Raw genomic sequence first — 23,059 nt, 5'->3', positions numbered from 1 at the left:
GGAACGGCGCATGGACGCCGATCACGGCTATCTGGACGAAGGGATTCGACTGATCGGCGTCGCCAAAGACGCCAGGCGGATGTTCCAGAAGGCCGACCGGGAAGGTCGCAAACGGATCCTGTCGCTTCTACTATCGAACTGCACGTAGGGGACAATCTCAGAAAACTACCGTAAGACGTTCAATACAATAGTGAAAATTTTTCACCGCGAGACCCTTGCGAGGGCGGATTCAGGCGCGAGAGCACCCAAAACCAGAAAATGGCTCCGGTTCGTGGAACACATTCGAAATTCTCTACGGGAGAACACGAAGGAAATCAGCGTGCCGCTCGACAGCTATAGCCGCATCGGCCTGGCCGCTATGAATTGGACCTTGTGGGGCTCGTGCTACCGAAACGTGTATAGAGCGTCGGCAGCACGAAGAGCGTGAGCAGCGTAGCGCTGATCAACCCGCCGATCACCACCGTTGCCAGCGGCTTCTGCACCTCGGCGCCGGCGCCGTGGCCGAGCGCCATCGGTACGAAGCCCAGGCTCGCCACCAGCGCTGTCATCGCCACCGGACGCAGCCGGGCAAGCGCGCCCTCCCGTGCCGCGGTCACGCGATCGCGCCCTTCGGCCACGAGTTGCTGGATCGAGGTCAGCATTACCAACCCGTTGAGAACCGCGATGCCCGACAGTGCAATGAACCCGACAGCAGCCGAGATCGAGAAGGGCATGCCACGCAGCACCAGCGCGAGTACGCCGCCGACCAGCGCCAGCGGCACGCCGGTGAACACGATTCCGGCATCGCGCATGTTGCCGAGCGCGCCGAACAGCAGGAGCAGGACCAGCACGAAGCATGCCGGCACCACCAGGGCCAGCCGGTCGCGTGCGGAAGCCAGGTTCTCGAATTGGCCGCCCCATTCAAGCCAGGTGCCTGCGGGAAGCTGCACCTCGCTTGAGATCGCCGTTTTCGCATCGGCGACGACGCTCGCCACGTCGCGGCCGCGGACATTGGCTTGCACCACCACGCGCCGCTTGCCATTCTCGCGGCTGATCTGGTTCGGGCCGTCGATCAGTCGGATATCGGCGACCGAAGCGAGCGGGACGAAGTTGCCACCAGGTGTCGGCACGGGCGTCTGACCGAGCGTCTCCAGATTGGCGCGCGCCGCGTCGGCCAGGCGGATGACGATTGGAAAGCTGCGGTCGCCCTCAAAGATTCGGCCCGCCTCGCGTCCGCCCACCGCTGTGGCGACCGTGTCGGCGACATCCTGCGCGCTGACCCCGACCCGCGAGGCGCGGTCCTGGGCATAGGCGATGTCGAGCATCGGCAGACCCTCGGTCTGCTCGACCTTCACGTCCTCGGCACCAGCCGTGCGCCGGAGCACGCCGGCGATGTTGGCAGCGGTCGCGTTCATCTCGGCGAAGTCCTCCCCGAACACTTTGATCGCGACATCCGATCGCACGCCGGCGATCAGCTCGTTAAACCGCATCTGGATCGGCTGCGTGACCTCATAGGCATGGCCGGGAACCTGGGCGAGCCGTGCCTCGATCCGTTCGACGACCGCCGCTTTCTCTTCGGAAGGATCGGGCCAATCCTTCCGATCCTTGAGCATGATGAACGTGTCGGTGGCATTAGGCGGCATCGGGTCTGATGCGACTTCCGCGGTGCCGGTTCGCGAGAAGACCGTCTTGATTTCGGGCATGCCGGCAAGGGCGCGCTCGATCTGCGCCTGCATCTTCTGGCTTTGCTCGATCGAGGTGCCCGGCACGCGGAAGGCCGAGACGAGGACATCGCCCTCATCGAGTTGCGGCAGGAACTCCTGGCCGAGCGTGGTGTAGGCGGCGCCGGCCAGCGCGAGCGCACCGACAGCGATGCCGATAGTCAGGCTCGGCCGCTGCATCGCTCGGTCGAGGCCGGGCTCATAGCGCCGCCGCAGCCAACGTACTGTGCTCCCTTCCTTCTCCTCGACCGGGCGCGACAGCGCGACCGCGATCGCCGCGGGTACGAAGGTGAGCGAGAGGATGAACGCGAAGACGAGCGCCATGATGACGGTCAGCGCCATCGGCTCGAACGTCTTGCCTTCGACGCCGCTCAAGGTCAGCAACGGCACATAGACGAGGATGATGATCGCCTGGCCATAGACCGAGGGTCGGATCATCTCGCGCGCCGCGCCGGCGACGACGGCGAGCCGCTCCGCCAGGGCCAGCGTTCGGCCCTCGCTGTGCTGACGCTCGGCGATGCGGCGGAGCGCATTCTCGACGATGATCACCGCGCCATCGACGATCAGCCCGAAATCGAGCGCGCCGAGGCTCATCAGGTTGGCCGAGACGCCGACCCGCAGCATGCCGAAACCGGTGAGCAGCATGGTGATCGGGATCACCAGTGCCGCGACCAGTGCCGCCCGAAAATTGCCGAGCAGCAGGAACAGCACGACGATGACCAGCAGTGCGCCTTCGGCGAGGTTCTTTGCCACGGTCGTGATGGTGGCGTTGACCAGCCTGGTGCGGTCGAGCACCGGCTCGACCATGATGTCGCGCGGCAGGGAAGGGGCGATCGCCCTGAGCTTGGCGTCGACCCCTGAGGAGACGGTGCGGCTGTTCTCGCCTATCCGCATGATCGCGGTGCCGGTGATCACCTCGTGGCCATTCTCCGAACCGGCGCCCATGCGGACGCCCTGGCCGAGCCGTGCTTCGGCGACCTGATCGAGCGTGACCGGCACGCCTTCGCGTGTCGCGATCACCGTGCCGCGCAGCTGGGCGAGACTGCGAATGCGTGCATCGGCGCGGACGGCGAGCCCCTCGCCGTTGCGGTTCACCGTGCCGCCGCCGGTCGCGACATTGTTGCGCTCGAGCGCGGCGGCGAGATCGGCCAGCGACAGCTTCAACGCGGCGAGCCGCTGGACGTCCGGGACGACGAGATATTCCTTCTCGAAGCCTCCAAGCGAGTCGATGCCTGCGACGCCTTCGACCGTCTTGATCTGCGGCGCGACGATCCAGTCCTGGACGGTATGGAGATAGGTCGCCTTGTCGGCCTCGCTCGCCAGCCTGTCGCCTTCGGGTGTGATGTAGCTGCCATCGGGCTGCAGCCCGGGCTCGCCGGGGCGATGCTGTTCATGCGCGCGCTCGGCGTAGCGCAGGGTCCAGATATAGACCTCGCCCAGGCCGGTCGCGATCGGCCCCATTGCTGGCTTCACGCCTGCGGGGAGCGCTTCTTGTGCCGCCGTCATCCGCTCCTGCACCTGGCTGCGCGCAAAATAGATGTCGGTCGAATCCGAGAAGATCGCGGTGACCTGGACGAAGCCGTTGCGGCTAAGCGAGCGGGTGTTTTCCAGCCCCTTGATCCCGGCGAGTGCGGTCTCGATCGGAAAGGCCACCTGCTTTTCGATCAACTCGGGCGACAGCGCGGGCGCAAGGACATTCACCTGGACCTGGTTGTTGGTGATGTCGGGCACCGCGTCGATCGGCAGGTGTGCGAGCGAGATGCCGCCAATGATCGCGGCGACGGTAGTGAGCAGCAGGACCAGCCAGCGCCGGTCGACTGCCCATGTGACGATGCGGTCGATCATGGCTCAGTCCTCATGCCCGGCTTCGGCCGCACCGAGCGCGGACTTGAGCGTGAAGCTGTTGGCTGCGGCGATCCGCTCGCGGCCGGTGAGCCCGTTGGTCACCACGACCATCGCGCCGTCCTGCCGCCCGAGCGTGACCGGAACCGCGCGAAAGCCGGTGCCGGTGCGCACGAACACGACGGTCTTGCCTTCCACTGTCTGCACGGCGGTCGACGGGACCCGGATCGTGCCGTCGCTCGTGCCTGGCAGCTGGATCGAGGCGGTGACCGGCTCGCCGGCGCGCCATTGCCCGCTGCGATTGTCCAGCATCGCGATGACGGGCACCTGGCGCGTTTCGGCATCGAGCACGGGCGAGACGAAGCTGATCCGCGCCGATTGGCTGCGCCCCGGTGCGGCGACCGCGACCGTCATGCCCGGCCGTACGCGTCCGGCATCGGCAGGGGATAAGGAAAGGGTGACGCTCAGCCGATCGAGACGAGCGATGCGGAACAGTTCGGTCTCGGACGCATCCGCCGCGAAATTCTGTCCGAGCATTGCGGATCGCGCGATGACCCGCCCCGAAATCGGCGCGGTGATGACGATGCGGTTGTCGCTACCGCCGCGCCCGCCACTGGCGGCGACCTGCTGGCGGGCGAGCTGCAGGGCGACATTCGCCTGTTTGGCGGCGGCGCGCGAGATCTCGACTTCGCGTAAGGGTCGGAAGCCCTTGGCGTAGAGAGCCTCGTCGCGCGCGAGCGTGGTTCGCGCCAGCTCGGCGGCGGCGGCGGCGCGCTGCACCTCGGCCTGAAGACCCGCCGCCTCGCGGCTTTCCAGCACTGCCAGCGTCTCGCCGCGCGTCACACTGTCACCGAGATTGCGGCGGAGCTCGACGATGCGGCCTGGCACGGTGGCAGCGACGATCCGTGTCGCTTGGGGATCGCTCGCCAGCAGCGCGGGCAGGTCGATCGCGCCACCGTTGCCGCCGATCGTCGGACTGACGACTTCGATCCCTGCGGTGGATATCTGTTGAGGCGTGAGGGTAACGACGCCTTCCTCGCCATGGCTGGCTTCGGCCTCGGCCTTGTTTTCAATGGGCTGGCTAGCGCCGCCGCAAGCGGCCAGGGCAAGCAGGAGCGGCAAGGCCGCGATATTGGGCTTCATGGGCAACTTCCCAGGACCGGCGGAAAGTCCGCGCGGGTCGAGCGTCAAGGATGGGCGGGTGCGCGGGCGCGCGGGATCAGGCGCGTGGCGGTTCGAGCGCTGGACTGACCATGCCTTGAGCGAGGCGCGATGTGCCGGATGCCCTGGGCGTATCGAGCGCGATCAGCATCGGCGGAAGCGCCAGAGAGGCGACCGGTGCCGTGACGTTGTGCCCGTGGCACGCGCCATGCTGATGGGGATAGGGCTGGCTGCTATCGGCGGGAGTCTCGTCCGCATCACCTTCGACATGCGCCATTTCGCTGCAGGCGGCCTCTGCTAGATAGTTCTCCTGTGCGTGTACGGTCGACGTCGCCACCAGGGACGACGCGAGCAGGCAGAGGAGAAGGAGCCATGCACGGTGCAGCATCGATGCCCGGATAGCGGTTAGCGATCGCGCTGTCATCGCAAAGCCTCGGGGCGTTGCGGCCGCGCGCCACGCCATGCCGGGATCGCCTCAGCGAGCACGCGCCACGCCGAGCGCAGGAACAGCAACGCGACGACCGTGCCCACCGCAACGTCCGGCCAGGCCGCGCTGGTGGCGGCCACCAGTCCAGCCGCGACGAGGACGCCGATGTTCGAGAGGACGTCGTTGCGCGAGCATTCGAAGGTGCTGCGCATGTTCACATTGGTGCCGCGGAAGCGCCAGAGCAGGCCCAGACAGAGGAGATTGGCGGCGAGTGCGCCGGAGCCGAAGGCAAGCATGAGCGTGCTCGACGGCGGAATGCCATGCGCGAGCTTGTCGGCGATCTCGACCAGCACCACCATGCCGAACCCGAGAATGATCACGCCCTTGGCGATCGCCGCACCGGCTTCCCATCTGGGGCCGCGGTGCAGCGCGTAGAGGCTCAGCGCATAGACGAGCGCATCGCCGAGCATGTCGACCGAATCCGCCATCAGCGCGGAGGATCGCGCGGCTAGACCGCCGCCAAACTCGACGAGGAACATCGCGAGGTTGATGGCCATGACGATGACCAGCACCCGCCGCTGCCCGGCCTTCGCGGCGAGTGCGGCAAGCGTGTCACCCTTCCTGGAGCAGCATTCGTCGGCCACGCGTGGATCCCGAGTCGTCGGTGTGCGGCTGGACCCATGCACCCTGAAGCCACTATAGGGTCAAGCTATGAAGATTGGCGATCTCGCACGGGCCACTGGCACCAAGGTGGAGACGATCCGCTTCTATGAGGCGGAGGGGTTGATTCCCTCGCCTGCCCGCAGCGATAGCAACTATCGCATCTATGAGCAGGGACATCTTGTGCGCCTGTCTTTCATCCGCCGCTCGCGTGACCTAGGCTTCACGCTCGACCAGGTGCGCACACTGCTGCATCTGGCGGACGACCGCGATGCGCCCTGCGCCGAAGTCGACGCGATCACGACCGCGCATGTCGCCGAGATCGACCGCAAGCTCGCGGACCTGCAAGCGCTGCGCGGTGAGCTGGTTCGACGCCTGGATACCTGTGCTGGCTCGACTATTGCCGACTGTCGGATCATCGAGGCGCTCTCGCCAGCACTCTGAACGCAGGTCCGGGATTATTTGCCCGTCTCGGATCGTTACGGCGGTGGCTCCCTGAGTAGGATTCGAACCTACGGCCGCTCGATTAACAGTCGAGAGCTCTACCGCTGAGCTATCAGGGAACGTCACCGGAGCGCGCGTCTATACCTTCGCGCATTAACGATGCAACCCCTGATTTCCCGTTAAAACCTCAGGCGGCGAACTGCTCCATGGTGATGCGGTCGTCGAGCGCATGCTCGGGGTCGAACAGCAGGGTCAGCTCGCGCGAACGGTCGATCGCGATATCGACTTGTGCGACATCTCGTACCTCGTGCTGGTCGGCGACGGCCGATACCGGCCGCTTGGCCGCTTCGAGTACCTTGAGCGTGATCCGCGCCTTTTCGGGCAGGATGGCGCCGCGCCAGCGCCGCGGGCGGAAGGCCGAGATCGGGGTCAAAGCGATCATCGCCGAGCCGAGCGGGAGGATCGGGCCGTTGGCCGACAGATTATACGCGGTCGATCCCGCCGGCGTCGCGGCCAGGATACCATCGCAGGCCAGTTCCGGGATCACGACGCGATCGTTGACCGTGACTTCCAGCTTGGCGGTCTGGCGCGTTTCGCGGAGCAGCGAGACTTCGTTGATCGCCGGGTGGACGAACGTCTCTCCAGCGATCGTCCGCGCGGTCATCTGAAGCGGCGTGACCTTGAACGGACGCGTGCGCTCGAGCCGCGCGTCGAGCCCGTCGCGCCGCCAGTCGTTCATGAGGAAACCGACCGTGCCCAGGTTCATGCCGAATACGGGTACCGGATCGCGCCGATCGAGCATCGCGTGCAGCGTCTGGAGCATGAAGCCGTCACCGCCCAGCGCGACGACCAGATCGGCCTGTTCGACGGGCACCCACTCGTAGCTGTCTCGCAGCTCGCGCTCGGCGGCCTGGGCGGGTGGGGTCGGCGACGCGACCAGCGCGCGCTTCATCCGCCGGTCACGCTCATATGCCGCCCGACCGCGGGCGCGGCGCCGGCGGCGATGCGGAAATCGTGGCGCGCGGGCTTGATCGCCAGCGCCTCGTCGATCGCGGCATCGAGCCCAGTCATCCCGTCCGTGCGCAATGCCGCCTTCAGATCCACCTGATCGTCATGGCCGAGACAGGCATAGAGCCGTCCCTCGGTCGTCAGCCGGACGCGGTTGCAGCCATCGCAGAAATTGGCGGTGAGGGGAGAGATCAGTCCCAATCGGGTAGGGCTGGCGCCGACGCGCCAATAGCGTGCTGGACCGCCGGTCGATCGCGGGTCGCGGATCAGGTCGAACCGCCGCGACAGATCGTCGAACACCGCGGTCAGCGGCACGAACCGGTCGGCGCGATCCTCGTCGATCGCACCCAGCGGCATGGTTTCGATCAGGCTGAGATCATGACCCTGCTCGACGCACCAGGCGAGCATTGCCGGAATTTCGTCCTGATTGAGATCCTTGAGCGCGACCATGTTGATCTTGATCGCCAGTCCCGCCGCCTTGGCGGCGGCAATGCCCTCGATCACACGCGACAGATCGCCATGGCGGGTGATGTGGCGAAAGCGATCGGGATCGAGGCTGTCGAGGCTGACATTGATCCGCCGAATGCCGGCGGCCCGCAGATCCCCGGCACAGTCGGCCAGCCGTGTGGCGTTGGTCGTCAGCGTCAGTTCGTCGAGACCCTTCCCGACTTGCCGCCCCAACCGCCGAGCGAGATCGATAACGCCACGCCGCACGAGAGGCTCGCCGCCGGTCAGCCGGATCTTGGTCACGCCGCGCGCGATAAAGCGTTCGGCAATGACGGCGATCTCGTCGAGCTCGAGCAACGCTTCGCGCGGGAGGAAGCGCATATCCTCGCTCATGCAATACCGGCAGCGCAGGTCGCAGCGATCGGTCACCGACACGCGCAGATAGCTGATCGTGCGGCCATGTCGGTCGATCAAGGCGGGGGCGGTCGCCATCGTGCTTCAACAGCTAGGGCGTCGTCCCCCCTGCGGCAACCCCGATTAGCTGCGCGCGTTCCGATTGCGCATGGCCGATTGCGGATTGGCGAAGTCGCGTCGGCATGCGTAGAACCGCGCGCAATGGTCCCCAGCGATCCTCAAACCGGAAACTCCCTGTTCTTGCTGTCGTTCAGGCAGCGCGGCGAATTGTCGGCGATCGCGGCGGAGGCCGGATGGCGGGTGGTGGCTGCTCGGCGCGGCGACGGAGCGGCACGGCGGTATCTCGGCAGCGGCGCAGCCTTGGCGGTGCTCGACGCTCGCGGGGCGCTCGGCGAAGGACTTGCCGCCGCCAAGGCGTTCGGTGAGGCAGCGCGCGTCCGCGGTGGTGCCTTGCTCGTGCTGGTGTCTCGCGACGACGTCGCCGCGCTGGGCGACTTCCACGCCGCCGGGGCGACGCATTTCCTGGCCAGCCCGTTCACCGAGCTCGAATTCGCCCAGGCGCTGCGGTTCGCCTGGCGTTTCGTCGAACGGATCGCCGGCGATTGGGATCGCGGCCGCGCGGTCGATCTGCTCGGCTGGCGCTACAATCGCCGCACGCGCCGCGTGCGCTTGACGCCCGCTTTGGGCAAACGGCTCGATCTGGGCGAAGAGGTCTCGCTCGGTACGGCGCTTCGCGCGCTGCCGCCCGACGATCGCGCGGCAGCGGCGGCGGCAGTCCGCCGTGTCGGCCGCGGCGGGGCGACCGCCTTCGCGCACGATCATCCAGGAGTCGGGCGGCTGGTCCATCATGTCCAGGCGACGACGGGCGATCCCTGGGTTCACGGATTGATCGAGGAACTCGGCACCGCGCCCAACGCGGCGGCGGAAACCGAGGAGGCGATCGAAGGCGCGTTCGACGCCGGCGCGGCCCGTGCATGGCTCGATCGCCGTCTGCAGCGTGGCGAACGCGCCAGCGCGATCCTGATCGCGCTCAGCCGCTTCGATCTGGTCAATAGCGGTTATGGCCGCCCCGCCGGCGACGCGCTGATCCGGGCGGCAGTCAGGCGGATCGCCGGCGTCGCGCGCACGACCCTCGGTAAGCGCCAGATCGTCGCGCGGCAAAAAGGCCCCGAATTCCTGGTCGGGCTCGAGGAAGCGGCGGACGCGGAAGCGCTGGCTGGGGCACTCGCTGAAGCATTGGCGAGGCCTTTCGCGATCGACGGCACATTGGTGGCCGTCGGCGCGCGGCTGGGCGTCGCCGCGGCGCGGGCGAACGAAACGGTCGAGGCGCTGTTGCGGCGCGCCAATGACGCGCTGGACGATGCGCGCGCGTCCGACGGCGCGACGATCCGCATCGCCGACGAACCCGCGATCGCCGAGGCTTTGTCGGTCGATCTGCGCCGGGCGATCGACAGCAACGAGATCGCGGTGCTGTTCCAGCCCCAGGTGGCGATCGCGACGGGCAAGATCGTCGGGGTGGAAGCCCTCGCTCGATGGGAGCATCCGCGCTTCGGAGCGATCGGCGCCGATCAATTGTTCGCCGCCGCCGACCGCGCCGATTTGGGTCTGGCCTTGTCCGACCATATCCAGCGGCTGGCGCTCAGCCGGGCGGCGGCCTGGCCCGAAACGCTGTCCGGTCAGCGGCTGTCGATCAACCTGACCGCCGCCGATATCGCGCGGCCAGGCTTTGCCGATATCCTGCTGGACCGCATCGATGCTTCGGGATTCGCGCGGTCGCGCCTGACCGTCGAGATCACTGAAAGCGGCCTGATCGACGATCTTGGTGCGGCGTCGACTTTACTTACCGGGCTGAGGCAAGCGGGCTGCCGCGTGGCGATCGACGATTTCGGCACCGGTTATTCGAGCCTCGCCTATCTCAAGGCATTGCCGCTCGATTACCTCAAGATCGATCGCAAGCTGGCGCAGGACATCGGCGGATCGCCGCGCGACCGCATCGTCGTGCGCGGTGTGATCGAAATGGCCTTGTCGCTCGGCCTGTCGGTGATCGCCGAGGGCGTCGAAACCGCCGAACAGCTCGACCTGCTCGCCAAGGAAGGCTGCCAATACTATCAGGGCTTTCTGTGCGCCGAGCCGCTGACCAGCGCTGCGCTTGCCGATCTGGTCGCGGCGTGAGCGCGGAGCCGGAAGCCGCCGGCCCTCAGGACGCCGTCTTCATCTCCTGATCGACGATGCGTTCGAGTTGCGCCCCGGCACCCTTGGCCAGCATGTCGAGCAGCACCAGTGCGTCATCGTCGATCGGATGGCCGCTGCGCCAATAGGCGCCGATCGCCGCGACCGGCTTCCCGACGCCGATCGGGGCGATCGCCACGCGGGAGACGAAAGTGGACTGATAGAGGTCGAGCGGCACACGCGGATCGGCGCGAATATCGGGAATGACGATCGTCCGGCGCTGGGTCATCGCCATGCCCGAGATGCACGAGCCGATCGGAAAGCGCTGACCCGTCCATAGGGGAGCGATGGCATCCTCGCCGACATAACGAACCTGGTCGCGCTCGCGCATGATCACGGTGACGCCGTCGCTGCGCAGGATCGCGCGGGCATCCGATCGCAATACCTCCAATATCTCGGCAAGCGAGCCAGCTTGCATCAAAGCCTCGGTGGCCGCGGTCATCAGCCGCCAGCGCTTGAAACGGACCGTCTTCCCCATGGCTCCTATCCCGTGCGCAAAACCTAGCGTTAGGCTCGGAGAAGTCCAGATTAGTCCATTTTGGATCAATTTTTTGTTATGGGCTAGCACGCAGGTGTACGCTGCCGCGCCAATGTTGGACGACGTACCGGGTATCAACGCGCGGTCGCGGACTCGTTTCGTCACGGTATCGCTTCTACAGCCAATTCGTCCCCGGCCGTCACTCCGGACTTGTACCGAGGCTCGATCGTCCTCCCGGCAGATCAAACTGCCGTTGCTCCCTGGATGCCGGAACAAACCTGACATGACGGGCAGGGCTCAACCCGCCGCCTTGGCCAGCCCTTTCGACAGGCGCTTGCCGATCTGGTCACGGTGTGAGCGAGGATCCGCAGAATCTCGGCGGGGTCTGGTATGGTCGCTACGACGCGCTGGGCTATGCCGATACCAATAATTTCGTCGCGCGGCTCGACGACGATGGCGGCGCGATCTCCGGAACGATCACCGAGCCCGATACCAGCGGGGGAACAGGCGTGCGGCGGGCCTTCGTCAGTGGCAGCCGAAACGGATCCGGACTGCGGTTCGTGAAGCAATATGACGGTGGCGCGCTAGCGCATGCGGTCCGCTATTCGGGCCAGATCAATAGTGACGCGACCGAGATATCAGGCACTTGGATAATCGTGAGCCATCACGGCATCTTCACGATGCGCCGCGAGAAATTCGCCGAGATCGACCTCGAACGCGAAGAGGAGGTCGAACTTGTCGGCCCTCAGGACGCCCACTTCATCCGCTGATCGACGATCCGCTCGAATTGCGCGCTGGCGCCCTTGGCCAGCATGTCGAGCAATACCAACGCGTCCTCGTCGATCGGGCGGCCGCTGCGCCAATAGGCGCCGATCGCCGCGACTGGCTTGCCGACACCGATCGGGGCCATCGCCAGGCCGACGAAATAGATCGAAAGATAGGCGTCGAGCGGCACGCGGAGATCGACGCGGATGTCGGGAATGACGATCGTCCGGCGCTGCGTCATCGCAATGCCCGAGATGCACGAACCGATCGGAAAGCGTCGCCCTGCCCATAAAGGCGCGATCGAATCCTCTCCGACATAATGGACCTGATCGCGCTCGCGCATCGCCACTGTCACCCCGTCACTGCCCAGGATGGCGCGCGCGCGCGACCGTAATATCTCCAGTATCTCGGCGAGCGACTGGGCTTTCGTCAGTGCCTCGGTCGCGGCGGTCATGAGCCGCAAGCGTTTGAAACGGACCGTCTTCTCCATCGCTCCTACCCCACGCGCGAATCCTGGCGTTACGTTCAGGGAGTAAAGATTAATTCTTTTTGGACCAATTTCTTGCCAGGTCAATCGATCGCGCAAATGCACGCCGATCCGCATCGCGTTGGCGACGATGGTCAGCGTGGGATTTAGAGCGATGGGCTTATCCTGCTGCCTTCGCCAGTCCCTTCGACAATTGCAGCGCGCCATTGAGCCGCGCCTGCGGATCGCCCCATTCGCGCGCGATCACCAGCTTGCTGTCGGGACGCAGCTTGGCGACTCCTTGCAGCCGCGCGACATAAGCGAGCAGGCCATCGATATTGGGCGGCTTGTCGTCGTGGAAGCTGACCAGCGCGCCCTTCGCGCCGACGTCGATCTTGGCGACACAGGCCTTCTTGGCGTTGAGCTTGATCTCGATGAGCTTGATCAGGTTCGCGGTCGGCTCGGGCAGGGGGCCGAAACGGTCGATCATCTCCGCGGCGAAGGCCTCGATCCCGTTCTGGTCGTCGAGTTCGTTGAGGCGGCGATATAGGCCCATGCGCAGGTCGAGATCGGGGACGTAATCCTCGGGAATCATGATCGCCGCGTCGACGGTAATCTGCGGGCTGAAATCGCGCGGACGCTGCGCCAGGCCGCCGGCGCGGGCGTCGAGGATCGCTTCCTCGAGCATCGATTGGTAGAGTTCGTAGCCGACTTCGCGAATATGCCCCGATTGCTCGTCGCCGAGCAAATTGCCCGCGCCGCGAATGTCGAGATCGTGGCTGGCGAGCTGGAACCCGGCGCCCAGCGTGTCGAGATCCGACAGTACCTTGAGCCGCTTGTCGGCGGTCTCCGTGATGATGCGATTGGCCGGCGTGGTCAGATAGGCATAAGCCCGTGTCTTGCCCCGCCCGACGCGGCCGCGCAGCTGATACAGCTGGGCGAGGCCGAAACGGTCGGCGCGGTGGACGATCATCGTATTGGCGCTGGGGATGTCGAGCCCGCTTTCGACGATCGTGGTCGACACCAAAACCTCGAACTTCTTGTCGTAGAAAGCGGACATCCGCTCCTCGACTTCGCCGGCCGCCATCTGACCGTGCGCGACGACATAGCGCACCTCGGGCACGTGTTCGCGCAGGAATTCCTCGATCTCGGGCACATCCTTGACTCGCGGCGTCACGAAGAAGCTCTGCCCGCCGCGATAATGTTCGCGCAGCAACGCCTCGCGCAGCACCACCGGATCCCAGGGCATGACATAGGTGCGTACCGCCAGGCGATCGACCGGCGGCGTCTGGATCACCGACAATTCGCGCAAGCCCGACATAGCCATTTGCAAGGTGCGTGGGATCGGCGTGGCGGTCAGCGTCAGGACGTGGACGTCGGTCTTGAGCGCCTTCAGTCGTTCCTTATGAGTGACGCCGAAACGCTGCTCCTCGTCGACTACGACGAGTCCGAGCCGCTTGAACTCGATGCCCTTGGCCAGGATCGCGTGGGTGCCGATGACGACGTCGATCGTGCCGTCGGTCAGACCTTCCTTGACGGCCTTTGCCTCGGCACTGCCGACCAGGCGCGACAGCCGCCCGACCTTGATCGGGAAGCCTTCGAACCGCGCGACGAAATTGTTGTAATGCTGGCGGGCGAGCAGAGTGGTCGGGCACACCACCGCGACCTGCATCCCGCCCATCGCCGCGACGAAGGCGGCGCGCAACGCGACCTCGGTCTTGCCGAAACCAACATCGCCGACGATCAGCCGGTCCATCGGCTTGCCCGAGCCGAGATCGTCGAGCGATTCGGCGATCGCGCGGTCCTGATCGTCGGTTTCCTGATAGGGAAAGCGGTCGACGAACGCCGGATAGCCCGACGAATCGGGCTCGGCGACATCGGCTTGGCGGAGCGCGCGCAGCGCGGCGGTCGCGATCAACTCGCCGGCAATCTCGCGGATGCGCTCTTTCATCCGCGATTTGCGGCGCTGCCACGCCTCGCCGCCGAGGCGGTCGAGCGTGCCGCCTTCGTCGCCGCCGTAACGGCTCAGGACTTCGAGATTCTCGACCGGAACGTAGAGCTTGTCGCCGCCGGCATAGGTCAAAGCGACGCAATCGTGCGGCGCCTTCTGCACCGGGATCTGGGTCAGGCCTTCGTAGCGGCCGATGCCGTGATCGGCATGGACGACGAGATCGCCCGGCGTGAGCGTCGCGAGCTCGGCAAGGAAGGCATCGGCCGACTTCTTGCGGCGATTGCGGCGCACCAGGCGGTCGCCGAGCATATCCTGCTCGGTGAGCAAGGCGATATCGGGCGCGGTGAAGCCATGATCGAGCGGCAGGATCGTGAGCGCGACACCGTGCTCCGCGGCGCCCTGCGCTTCCTGCCAGGTGTCGACGAGCTTCAGCCCGGTCAGCTCATGGTCCTTGAGCAACCCGGCAAGGCGTTCGCGCGACCCGGCCGAATAGCTCGCCAGGATTGGTTTCTTGCCGTCTTTCCGCAGCTTGTCGAGATGCTCTACGACCGCTTCGTAGATGTTGACGCCACTCGCGCGCTCGGGCGTGAAGTCGCGCGGGCCATCGACCTCGAAATCGAGCACGGTGTCGCTCGGTGGTTCGTGGAACGGCGTGGCAAGGTGCACCTTGGCCTGATCGAGCCGCGTCGCCCATTCGTCGGGCAACAAATAGAGCGCGTTCGGCGCGAGCGGACGATAGCTGCCCGGATCGCTCGACTGCGCCTTCAGGCGATTGGCGTGATAGTCAGAGACGGCCTCGAACCGCTGTTCGGCCGCCGCGGTGACGCCCGATTCGCGGATCACCAGCGCGTCGTCGCCGAGATGGTCGAACAGAGTCTCCAACCGCTCTTCGAACATCGGCAACCAATGTTCCATGCCGGCCAGCCGACGCCCGTCGCTGATCGCCTGATAGAGCGGGTCGCCGGTCGCGGTGGCGCCGAACTTCTCGCGATAGCGTGTGCGGAAGCGCTTGACCGATTCCTCGTCGAGCAGGGCTTCGGAGGCCGGCAGCAGAGTGAATCCATCGACTCGGCCGGTGGTGCGCTGGTCGGCGGCATCGAAGGTGCGGACGCTCTCGATCTCGTCGCCGAAGAAATCGAGGCGCAACGCCTGTTCCTCACCGCTCGGGAACAGGTCGACCAATCCGCCGCGCACAGCGAACTCGCCCTGGTCGTGGACCGTGTCGGTGCGGACATAGCCATTGGCCGACAGCAATATCGCCAATTTGTCGCGGCCGATCCGCTCGCCCGGCGCGAGGCGCGCGACGAGTTGGCGGATGCGGAACGGCGTCAGCGTGCGCTGAGTCGCGGCATTGGCGGTGGTGACGACGAGCTGCGGCTTCTTCGGCGCCTGTTGCAAGCGGTGGAGCGCGGCCAGGCGTTCGGCCATGACGCGTAAGGTCGGGCTGGCGCGGTCATAGGGCAGACAATCCCAGGCCGGATAGGTGACGATCTCGATCTCGGGCGCGAAATACCCCGCGGTCGCCGCGACAGCACGCATTTCGGCCTCGTCGGGCGCGATCAGCACCACGCGGCCCGGTGCCTGCGCGCGGGCGAGGTCGGCAAGCAACACCGGCAGGAACCCCGCCGGGACGCCGGCGAGGGTCAGGGGTGCTTTCGCGGAGAGGATCTTGCGCGGGTCGGTCATTTTTCTTCTTGTTCCCCTCCCTGCAAGGGAGGGGTTAGGGGTGGGTTCGGCGCGTAGCGCCGATCGATTGGCTTAGGGCTCGTTCCGGACGCCCGCCCGGCTTGCGCCGGGGTCGCGACCCACCCCTTAATCCCCTCCCATGCAAGGAGGGGAGAACTACTTCTGGATCGGCACGAAATTCAGCTGCTTCATCGCCTCGATCATCGGCCCTTGCCATTGCGCGGGCACGTCCTGCGTTCCGATCGCCCAGGCCATGATGTCGACGTCCTGTTCTTCCAGAAAGGTTTCGAACCAGTCGATCTCGGCATCGTTCCACGTCGCGCCATGCGCGTCGAAAAATCCGCCGATCATCAGATCGGCTTCCTTGGTGCCGCGGTGCCAGGCGCGAAAGCGCAGGCGCTTGAGGCGGATATCGCGGTCCATTGGTCTCCAACGACAATTGGCCGGCAGCGCTTTGACGCGCAGTCGGCTGGGGCTAGGGAGAGCGAGATAGCTATGCGCCCCGATATCCTCAACCCGCTCTTTGCCGAAGTGACTGCGCTCAAGGGCGTGGGACCGGCGCTCGCCAAGCCACTCGACCGGCTGGGGCTGCACCGGGTGGTCGATGTCGCCTTCCATCTGCCGACCGGGTTCATCGACCGGCTACCGCGCGACGAGCTCGACATGGCCGATGCCGGACGGACGATCGCGATTACCGTGACGCCGGTCGATTACCGCATCAGCAGCAGTCCGCGCGGGCCGACGCGGGTTCACGCGACCGACGCCAAGGGCAATTATGTCAGCCTGATCTATTTCGGCGGCTCGTCGGGCTGGGTGAAGAAATTGCTGCCGCTCGGTGAGGCCAAGCGCATTTCGGGCAAGCTCGAAATGTATGGACAGGAATTGCAGATCGTCCATCCCGACCTGGCCGATCCCGGCGAGGGCTTTCGCGAGCGCGAGGCGATCTATCCGTTGTCGGAGGGGCTGACCTCGCGCCGGCTGGCGCAGATGGCGCATCAGGCGATCGAGCGCGCGCCCGATCTGCCCGAGTGGATCGAGCCGGGGGTCAAGACGCAGCATCAATGGCCCGACTGGCGCGAAGCGCTCGCCCGGGCGCATGCCGATCCCGCCGATCACAAGGCGCGCGAGCGGCTCGCCTATGACGAATTGTTCGCCAACCAGCTCGCTTTCATGCTGGTGCGGCAATCGTCCCGCGCGCGGCGTGGACGCGCGCTTAACGGCGACGGGCGGCTGCGTGCCATGCTCAACCTGCCTTATGCGCCGACCAATGCCCAGGCACGGACGATCCGCGAGATCGAGGGCGACCTCGCGCAATCGGCGCCGATGCTGCGGCTGCTCCAGGGCGATGTCGGCTCGGGCAAGACCCTGGTCGCGACGATGGCGCTGTTGATGGCGGTCGAGGCGGGCGCGCAAGGGGCGTTCCTGGCGCCGACCGAGATCCTGGCGCGGCAGCATTACGACACGCTGCAGCGTATGCTCGCCGGGCTGTCGGTCAATGTCGCGGTGCTGACCGGACGCGACAAGGGCAGGGTGCGCGAATCGACCTTGATGGGACTGGCGGATGGATCGATCCATATCCTGGTTGGGACGCACGCCATCTTCCAGGAAGCGGTAGCCTATCGCGATCTGGGGCTGGTCGTGGTCGACGAACAGCATCGCTTCGGCGTGGCGCAGCGGCTGTTGCTGCAGGAGAAGGGTACCGCGCCGCATTTGCTGGCGATGACCGCGACGCCGATCCCGCGCACGCTGACCCTGGCGCAATATGGCGAGATGGACGTCAGCCGGCTCGACGAGATGCCGCCGGGACGCCAGCCGATCGAAACGCGGGTGATGTCGGAGGACCGGCTGGGCGAGATCGTCGAAGCGCTCGGCCGGCATCTCGACAGCGGAGGTCAGGCCTATTGGGTGTGCCCCTTGGTCGAGGAAAGCGAGAAATCGGACCTCGCCGCGGCCGAGGCGCGTGCGGGGTCACTACAGGCGCGGTTCGGCGATCGTGTCGGGCTGATCCATGGCCGCATGAAACCGGCCGAGAAGGATGCGGTGATGGCGCGCTTCGCCAGCGGCGATCTCGGCGTGCTGGTGGCGACCACGGTGATCGAGGTCGGGGTCGACGTACCCAATGCGACGCTGATCGTGATCGAGCATGCTGATCGGTTCGGTCTCGCCCAGCTTCATCAGTTGCGCGGTCGCGTAGGGCGCGGCACGGGGCGCTCGATCTGCTTGCTCATCCGCGGCAACGGCCTGAGCGAGACATCGCGCGCGCGGCTGGCGTTGATGCGCGAGACCAACGACGGCTTCCGTATCGCCGAGGAAGATTTGCGGTTGCGCGGGGCTGGCGAGATGCTCGGGACGCGTCAGTCCGGCGAGCAAGGCTATCGCCTGGCGACGCCCGAGCATTTCGCTTCGCTGCAACAAACCGCGCATGACGACGCCCGACTGATGATCGATCGCGACGGTGGCCTGGACGGCCCGCGCGGTCAGGCGGCGCGGATCGCGCTGTACTTGTTCGAGCGCGATGCCGGGGTGCAATTGCTGCGGTCGGGCTAGGGCGGCCTGCCCCTGGGCAACCGCCCTCAGCGAACGTTCTTGAGCAAGGCCGAGAGCAGTTCGTAATATTCGGCCATGCCGATCGGCCGGTCGAGCTCGCAGCCGATCCGCCCGCCAAGCGACCAGCGGACCTCGGCGACGATCACGCCGACCACAGGAAGGGTGATGTGCAGCCGTTCGCCGATCGGGCGGTCGGCATCGACTCGCGCCATCAGCCCCTGGGCCGACATGTTGACGACCAGCACCGATACCGGCCGGGCATCGCCGCCGAAAGCGCGCGCACGGTAATGAACCTCATCCCGTGGAGCATCGCGTTGATCGCTATAGGCCAGTGCCGCGCCCATCGAGTCCTTTCCCGTTCGCTACAATGAGTAACGACCAGCCCATGAAAAGCTTGAAAAGGAACGTGTTTAACGGCTGTTAGCCATATTCACGCCGGCGTGAGCAAGCCGTGATGCTTCTTGCCCGCCGACACGCGCACCGGATTTCCCGCCATCACGATGGTGAACGCCTCGTCCGCCACCTTCTCCCCATCGACCCGCGCGCCGCCACCGGCGATCAACCGCCGCGCCTCGCCCTTGGATGTGCAGAAGCCGAGCCCGATCAGCGCATCGACCAGGCCGGTCGAGCCGGACACCGCAAACGTGGGCAGGTCGGCGCCCGCCGATCCTTCCTCGAACGTCTTGCGTGCAGTCTCGGCGGCCAGGTTCGCTGCCTCCTGGCCGCGGCACAAGGCCGTCGCCTCGTTGGCGAGCACGATCTTGGCCTGGTTGATCTCTGCACCCTCGAGCGATTCGAGCCGGGCGATTTCGTCGAGCGGCAGGTCGGTGAACAGGCGCAGGAAACGGCCGACGTCGCGGTCGTCGACGTTTCGCCAATATTGCCAGTAATCATAGGCCGGCAGCGCGTCGTCGTTGAGCCACACCGCGCCGGCCGCGGTCTTGCCCATCTTCGATCCGTCCGCATTGGTGATCAGCGGGGTGGTCAGCCCGAATACCTCGGTCCCGTCGACTCGGCGCGACAGCTCGATGCCGTTGACGATATTGCCCCATTGATCCGATCCGCCCATTTGCAGCCGGCATGCCGAGCGGCGCGACAATTCCAGGAAATCATAGGCCTGGAGGATCATGTAGTTGAATTCGAGGAAGGTCAGCGGCTGCTCGCGATCGAGCCGGAGTTTGACCGAATCGAACGCCAACATGCGGTTGATCGTGAAATGCCGCCCGACGTCGCGCAGGAACGGAATATATTCGAGCTTGTCGAGCCAGTCGGCATTGTTGACCATCACCGCATCGGTCGGGCCGTCGCCGAAGGTCAGGAAGCGTTCGAATACGCGACGGATCGAGGCGATGTTGGCATCGATCGTGGCGTCGTCGAGCAGCCGTCGGCTTTCGTCCTTGCCCGATGGATCGCCGACCTTGGTCGTCCCGCCGCCCATCAGCACGATCGGCTTGTGGCCCGCTTGCTGCAGGCGGCGCAGCATCATGATCTGCACCATCGATCCGATGTGCAGCGACGGCGCGGTGGCGTCGAAGCCGATATAGCCGGGTACGATCTGCTTGGTCGCCAACGCGTCGAGTCCGATTGCGTCGGTCACTTGATGGATATAGCCGCGCTCGTCGAGCAGGCGGAGCAGGTCGGATTTGTAATCGGTCATGATGGCGGCGCGGGTAGCACCGCCACTAGCGACTCGGCAACTTCGACAAGGGATCGACCGGCGTACGGCCTTGCCTGAGTTCGAAATGCACTTCCGGGCGGTCGGCGAAGCCGGTGTCGCCCGACAGCGCGATCGTCTGCCCGCGTTTCACCGCCTGGCCACGAGTCACTATGACGCGGCTGGCATGGCCATAGACGCTGGTCCAGCCATTGCCGTGGCGGACCATGACCAAGCCACCCAGTCCGGCGATGCTGTCGGTAGTGTAGATCACCACACCATCGGCCGCGGCCCGGATCGGCGTCCCCAGCGGCACCGCGATCTTTATCCCGTCATTACGCTCCCCGCTCGCGCCGCCGCCGAACCGCTTGACGACCCTGCCGCTCGCGACCGGCCAGAGGAAAGGCCCGCTGAGCGGCGAGGGCGCGCCCACCGCGACAGTCGAGGGCAGCGCCCTGGTCACCGAAGTCGCGGGGCGAACCGGCCTGACGTTATCCGGAATGGCGGGCTCGCCGCCGCCAGTGGCGATGTCGCCAAGGTCGATCTTGAACGCTGCCGCGCGCTCGGCGAGCGTTTGGGGCGGCCGTGTGCCGCCGGGGATCAGGATACGACGGCCTGACCGCAGCACATAGGGTTCGACCAGGTTATTGGCAGCGACGATGTCGGCCCAGCGGACGCCATAGGCCCGCGCGATCGCGATGCCCGATTCGCCCGGCCGGACCAGATGGTAGCGGCCGCCCGGAATGCGCAATTGCTGCCCGGCGCGAATGGTGAAGGGCGATTCGAGGGCATTTGCCCTGGCGATGATCTCCGAACCTGACCCGGTCTTGTCGGCAACGCCGCGCAACGTGTCGCCGGGCCGGACGATATAGCTCGATTCAGCGATCGTTCGCGCATCGGGTGTGACCGGCTTTGCTTCCCAGGCAGGCGGCGCCGAGGGCGGGGCAGTCATTTCGGCCTGCGGCGGCGGCGGGTCGTAATCTGCGACGGGCGGCGACCCCGCGTCAGATGGCCGCGCATAATCGGTCTGCGGGATGCATCCCGAGAGTCCGAATATCAAAAGGACAAGTGTGATCATTCGCATCGCGGGCCCCCCCTGCGTCATCGATACGCTTTCTCCAGCATAGCCAATGAATCACGATGCGTCAGGTCCATCTGTAACGGCGTCACGGTAATGAAGCCGCGCTCGATCGCCTCCAGGTCGGTATCGGCGGCCGGCGTGTGCTCGACGCGGCCCAGGCCCATCCAATAATAAGCGAACCCGCGCGGGTCGGTGCGCTCGATCACCTTGACGCGGCCATAGTCGCGCAATCCCTGATGGACGACGCGCACGCCCTGCACATCATCGGGCGGAATCGGCGGAAAGTTGACGTTGACCACGACGCGCGGATCGACCGGTGCAGCGATCAACGGCGCCAGCACGCGTTCGCCCCACGCCTCGGCGGTCTCGAACGTAACGTCGTGGCCGGGCGCTTCGGCACCATAACGCTGGCTGATCGCGATCGAGCGGATGCCGGCGAGCGCGCCTTCCATCGCCGCGCCGATCGTGCCCGAATAGAATACGTCCTCGCCCAGATTGGCGCCGCGATTGACTCCCGACAGGATCAGATCGGGCTTGGCGTCGCGCATGACATTGGCCAGCGCGAACATTACCGCATCGGTCGGCGTTCCGCCGACGGCGTAGCGCTTATCGTCGAACCGCTTGACCCGCAGCGGTTCGGTCAGTGTGAGCGAGCGACCCTTGCCCGATTGCTCCTCGGCCGGCGCCACGATGGTGATGTCGTCGGAAAAGCACCGCGCCAGACGTTCGAGCACGGCAAGTCCGGGCGCGTGATAGCCGTCGTCATTGGTGAGAAGGATTCTCACGCCTTGGGCTCGAGCCGGTTCAGCCCACCGAGATACGGTTGCAGCGCATCAGGGATCGCCACCGCGCCGTCTTCCTGCTGATAATTTTCCAGGATCGCGACCATCATCCGCCCGACGACCAGCCCCGAGCCGTTCAGCGTGTGGACGAACGCCGGCTTGCCGTCCTCGCCACGGAAGCGCGCGTTCATCCGCCGCGCCTGGAAATCGGTGCAGGTCGAGCAGCTCGAAATCTCGCGATAGCGCCCCTGGCCCGGCAGCCAGACTTCGAGATCGTAGGTGCGGGCCGCGGAAAAACCCATGTCGCCGGTGCACAGCTTCATCCGACGGAAAGGCAGGCCGAGCCGGGTCAGCACGTCTTCCGCGGCGGCGGTCATCCGCTCATGCTCGGCTTCCGACTGATCGGGCGGCACGATCGAGACCATCTCGGCCTTTTCGAATTGGTGCTGGCGGATGAAGCCGCGCGTGTCGCGTCCGGCGGCGCCTGCCTCCGAGCGGAAGCAGGGCGTCAGGGCGGTGAAGCGCAGCGGCAGCTCGGCGCCGGCCAGGATTTGTTCGCGGACGATATTGGTCAAGGACACTTCGGAGGTGGGTATCAGCCAGCGACCATCGGTGGTCTGAAACAGGTCCTCGGCGAACTTGGGCAATTGCCCGGTACCGAACATCGCCTCGCTGCGCACGAGCAGCGGCGGCACGACTTCCTCATATCCATGGTGTTTGGTCAGCACGTCGAGCCCAAACTGGCCGAGCGCGCGGTTGAGTCGCGCCGCGGCGCCACGAACCAAAGTGAAGCGCGCGCCGGCAAGCGCCACGCCGGTTTCGAAGTCCAGTCCGAGCGCCGGGCCGATGGCGTCGTGCTCGCGACTGTCGAACGCGAAAACGGGCTTGGTGCCACGCTCGTGCATCAATTGGTTATCATCTTCATCCGCGCCGGCGGGCACGTCGTCGAGCGGCAGATTGGGGATCGCGGCCAGCGCCTCATTCAGCGCCGCCTCGGTGGTCCGTTCCTCTTCCTCCAACTCGGGCAAGCGCGTCTTGAGCGTCGCGACTTCGGCCATCAGCGCGCCCGCGGTCGCTTCGTCCTTGGCCGCCTTGGCCGCGCCGATCGCCTTCGACGCCTCGTTGCGGCGAGTCTGGCCGGCCTGCAATTCGGTGATCACAGCGCGGCGCTTTTCGTCCAACGCGAGCAGGTCCGATGCCATCGGTGACAGGCCGCGACGGGCCAGTCCTGCATCGAAAGCTTCGGGATTGTCGCGGATCAGGCGGATGTCATGCATAGCGGCGAGGCTATGGCGGGGCGGGACGAGGCGCGCAACC

20 protein-coding genes and 1 tRNA gene are annotated in these 23,059 nt (G+C 66.0%); 5 read left to right on the top strand and 16 right to left on the bottom strand.

Going from position 1 to position 23,059, the window contains the following annotated elements:
• Positions 1–10 precede the first annotated feature (10 nt).
• Positions 11–148 carry a hypothetical protein gene (locus tag AC1DQQ_RS14160; RefSeq protein WP_478041060.1) on the top strand — a complete coding sequence of 46 codons (138 nt, stop codon included), beginning with the start codon at positions 11–13 and terminating at the stop codon, positions 146–148.
• Positions 149–356: 208 nt separating this feature from the next.
• Here the strand turns inward: AC1DQQ_RS14160 and AC1DQQ_RS14155 are convergent, their stop codons facing one another.
• From AC1DQQ_RS14155 to AC1DQQ_RS14140, 4 genes are all read right to left on the bottom strand, one after another.
• Entirely contained in the window at positions 357–3,545 is a 3,189-nt protein-coding gene (locus AC1DQQ_RS14155) for an efflux RND transporter permease subunit (protein ID WP_478045522.1), read from the bottom strand.
• 3 nt (positions 3,546–3,548) lie between these two features.
• A complete protein-coding gene (locus tag AC1DQQ_RS14150; protein ID WP_478045521.1) occupies positions 3,549–4,685 on the bottom strand; it encodes an efflux RND transporter periplasmic adaptor subunit in 1,137 nt (378 codons plus the stop codon).
• 76 nt (positions 4,686–4,761) lie between these two features.
• Positions 4,762–5,040: a hypothetical protein gene (locus AC1DQQ_RS14145; protein ID WP_478045520.1), complete on the bottom strand. Its 279-nt coding sequence runs from the start codon at positions 5,038–5,040 to the stop codon at positions 4,762–4,764.
• 83 nt (positions 5,041–5,123) lie between these two features.
• Positions 5,124–5,774: a cation efflux transmembrane domain-containing protein gene (locus AC1DQQ_RS14140; protein ID WP_478045519.1), complete on the bottom strand. Its 651-nt coding sequence runs from the start codon at positions 5,772–5,774 to the stop codon at positions 5,124–5,126.
• A 67-nt stretch (positions 5,775–5,841) separates the two neighbouring features.
• Between AC1DQQ_RS14140 and AC1DQQ_RS14135 the strand changes: the two genes are divergently transcribed.
• Positions 5,842–6,234 carry a MerR family transcriptional regulator gene (locus tag AC1DQQ_RS14135; RefSeq protein WP_478045518.1) on the top strand — a complete coding sequence of 131 codons (393 nt, stop codon included), beginning with the start codon at positions 5,842–5,844 and terminating at the stop codon, positions 6,232–6,234.
• A gap of 44 nt (positions 6,235–6,278) precedes the next feature.
• On the opposite strand, the gene AC1DQQ_RS14130 is transcribed toward AC1DQQ_RS14135, so the two are convergent.
• From AC1DQQ_RS14130 to moaA, 3 genes are all read right to left on the bottom strand, one after another.
• Positions 6,279–6,353 (bottom strand) — tRNA-Asn (locus AC1DQQ_RS14130).
• A gap of 68 nt (positions 6,354–6,421) precedes the next feature.
• The gene (locus AC1DQQ_RS14125; RefSeq protein WP_478030409.1) at positions 6,422–7,186 is read right to left on the bottom strand and encodes an NAD kinase; all 765 of its coding nucleotides are present in this window, start codon (positions 7,184–7,186) and stop codon (positions 6,422–6,424) included.
• Positions 7,183–8,181, bottom strand: a complete 999-nt coding sequence (moaA, locus tag AC1DQQ_RS14120; protein ID WP_478045517.1) for a GTP 3',8-cyclase MoaA — start codon at positions 8,179–8,181, stop codon at positions 7,183–7,185. The genes AC1DQQ_RS14125 and moaA overlap by 4 nt, the downstream gene beginning before the upstream one ends.
• 162 nt (positions 8,182–8,343) lie before the next feature.
• Between moaA and AC1DQQ_RS14115 the strand changes: the two genes are divergently transcribed.
• Positions 8,344–10,275 carry a putative bifunctional diguanylate cyclase/phosphodiesterase gene (locus AC1DQQ_RS14115; RefSeq protein ID WP_478045516.1) on the top strand — a complete coding sequence of 644 codons (1,932 nt, stop codon included), beginning with the start codon at positions 8,344–8,346 and terminating at the stop codon, positions 10,273–10,275.
• Between the two features lie 25 nt (positions 10,276–10,300).
• On the opposite strand, the gene AC1DQQ_RS14110 is transcribed toward AC1DQQ_RS14115, so the two are convergent.
• Complete coding sequence (locus AC1DQQ_RS14110; RefSeq protein WP_478045515.1) at positions 10,301–10,810, bottom strand: GAF domain-containing protein; 510 nt, start codon at positions 10,808–10,810, stop codon at positions 10,301–10,303.
• Between the two features lie 353 nt (positions 10,811–11,163).
• Here AC1DQQ_RS14110 and AC1DQQ_RS14105 point away from each other — a divergent pair, with 353 nt between their 5' ends.
• Complete coding sequence (locus AC1DQQ_RS14105; protein WP_478030402.1) at positions 11,164–11,580, top strand: hypothetical protein; 417 nt, start codon at positions 11,164–11,166, stop codon at positions 11,578–11,580.
• Here AC1DQQ_RS14105 and AC1DQQ_RS14100 read toward each other — a convergent pair.
• From AC1DQQ_RS14100 to AC1DQQ_RS14090, 3 genes are all read right to left on the bottom strand, one after another.
• Positions 11,556–12,065, bottom strand: coding sequence for a GAF domain-containing protein (locus AC1DQQ_RS14100; protein ID WP_478030400.1), 510 nt, complete (start codon positions 12,063–12,065; stop codon positions 11,556–11,558). The genes AC1DQQ_RS14105 and AC1DQQ_RS14100 overlap by 25 nt on opposite strands.
• Before the next feature lie 157 nt (positions 12,066–12,222).
• Positions 12,223–15,678: a transcription-repair coupling factor gene (mfd, locus tag AC1DQQ_RS14095; protein ID WP_478045514.1), complete on the bottom strand. Its 3,456-nt coding sequence runs from the start codon at positions 15,676–15,678 to the stop codon at positions 12,223–12,225.
• Positions 15,679–15,834: 156 nt separating this feature from the next.
• Positions 15,835–16,101: an FAD assembly factor SdhE gene (locus AC1DQQ_RS14090; protein ID WP_478041051.1), complete on the bottom strand. Its 267-nt coding sequence runs from the start codon at positions 16,099–16,101 to the stop codon at positions 15,835–15,837.
• A 72-nt stretch (positions 16,102–16,173) separates the two neighbouring features.
• Here AC1DQQ_RS14090 and recG point away from each other — a divergent pair, with 72 nt between their 5' ends.
• Complete coding sequence (recG, locus tag AC1DQQ_RS14085; RefSeq protein ID WP_478041050.1) at positions 16,174–18,225, top strand: ATP-dependent DNA helicase RecG; 2,052 nt, start codon at positions 16,174–16,176, stop codon at positions 18,223–18,225.
• 26 nt (positions 18,226–18,251) lie between these two features.
• Here the strand turns inward: recG and AC1DQQ_RS14080 are convergent, their stop codons facing one another.
• The 5 genes from AC1DQQ_RS14080 to serS form a co-directional block, all read right to left on the bottom strand.
• Positions 18,252–18,569: a PilZ domain-containing protein gene (locus AC1DQQ_RS14080; RefSeq protein WP_478030393.1), complete on the bottom strand. Its 318-nt coding sequence runs from the start codon at positions 18,567–18,569 to the stop codon at positions 18,252–18,254.
• An 86-nt stretch (positions 18,570–18,655) separates the two neighbouring features.
• Positions 18,656–19,882, bottom strand: a complete 1,227-nt coding sequence (gene tyrS, locus AC1DQQ_RS14075) for a tyrosine--tRNA ligase (RefSeq protein ID WP_478045513.1) — start codon at positions 19,880–19,882, stop codon at positions 18,656–18,658.
• Between the two features lie 25 nt (positions 19,883–19,907).
• Positions 19,908–20,984 carry a peptidoglycan DD-metalloendopeptidase family protein gene (locus tag AC1DQQ_RS14070; protein WP_478045512.1) on the bottom strand — a complete coding sequence of 359 codons (1,077 nt, stop codon included), beginning with the start codon at positions 20,982–20,984 and terminating at the stop codon, positions 19,908–19,910.
• Positions 20,981–21,745: a 5'/3'-nucleotidase SurE gene (gene surE / locus AC1DQQ_RS14065; protein ID WP_478030390.1), complete on the bottom strand. Its 765-nt coding sequence runs from the start codon at positions 21,743–21,745 to the stop codon at positions 20,981–20,983. Before surE ends, AC1DQQ_RS14070 begins: the two co-directional genes overlap by 4 nt.
• A complete protein-coding gene (gene serS / locus AC1DQQ_RS14060) occupies positions 21,742–23,019 on the bottom strand; it encodes a serine--tRNA ligase (protein WP_478045511.1) in 1,278 nt (425 codons plus the stop codon). Before serS ends, surE begins: the two co-directional genes overlap by 4 nt.
• Between the last annotated feature and the right edge of the window lie 40 nt (positions 23,020–23,059).

The organism is Sphingomonas sp. P4_G3 (genome assembly GCF_056401105.1).
This window is presented reverse-complemented; position numbering and strand designations above follow the sequence as displayed.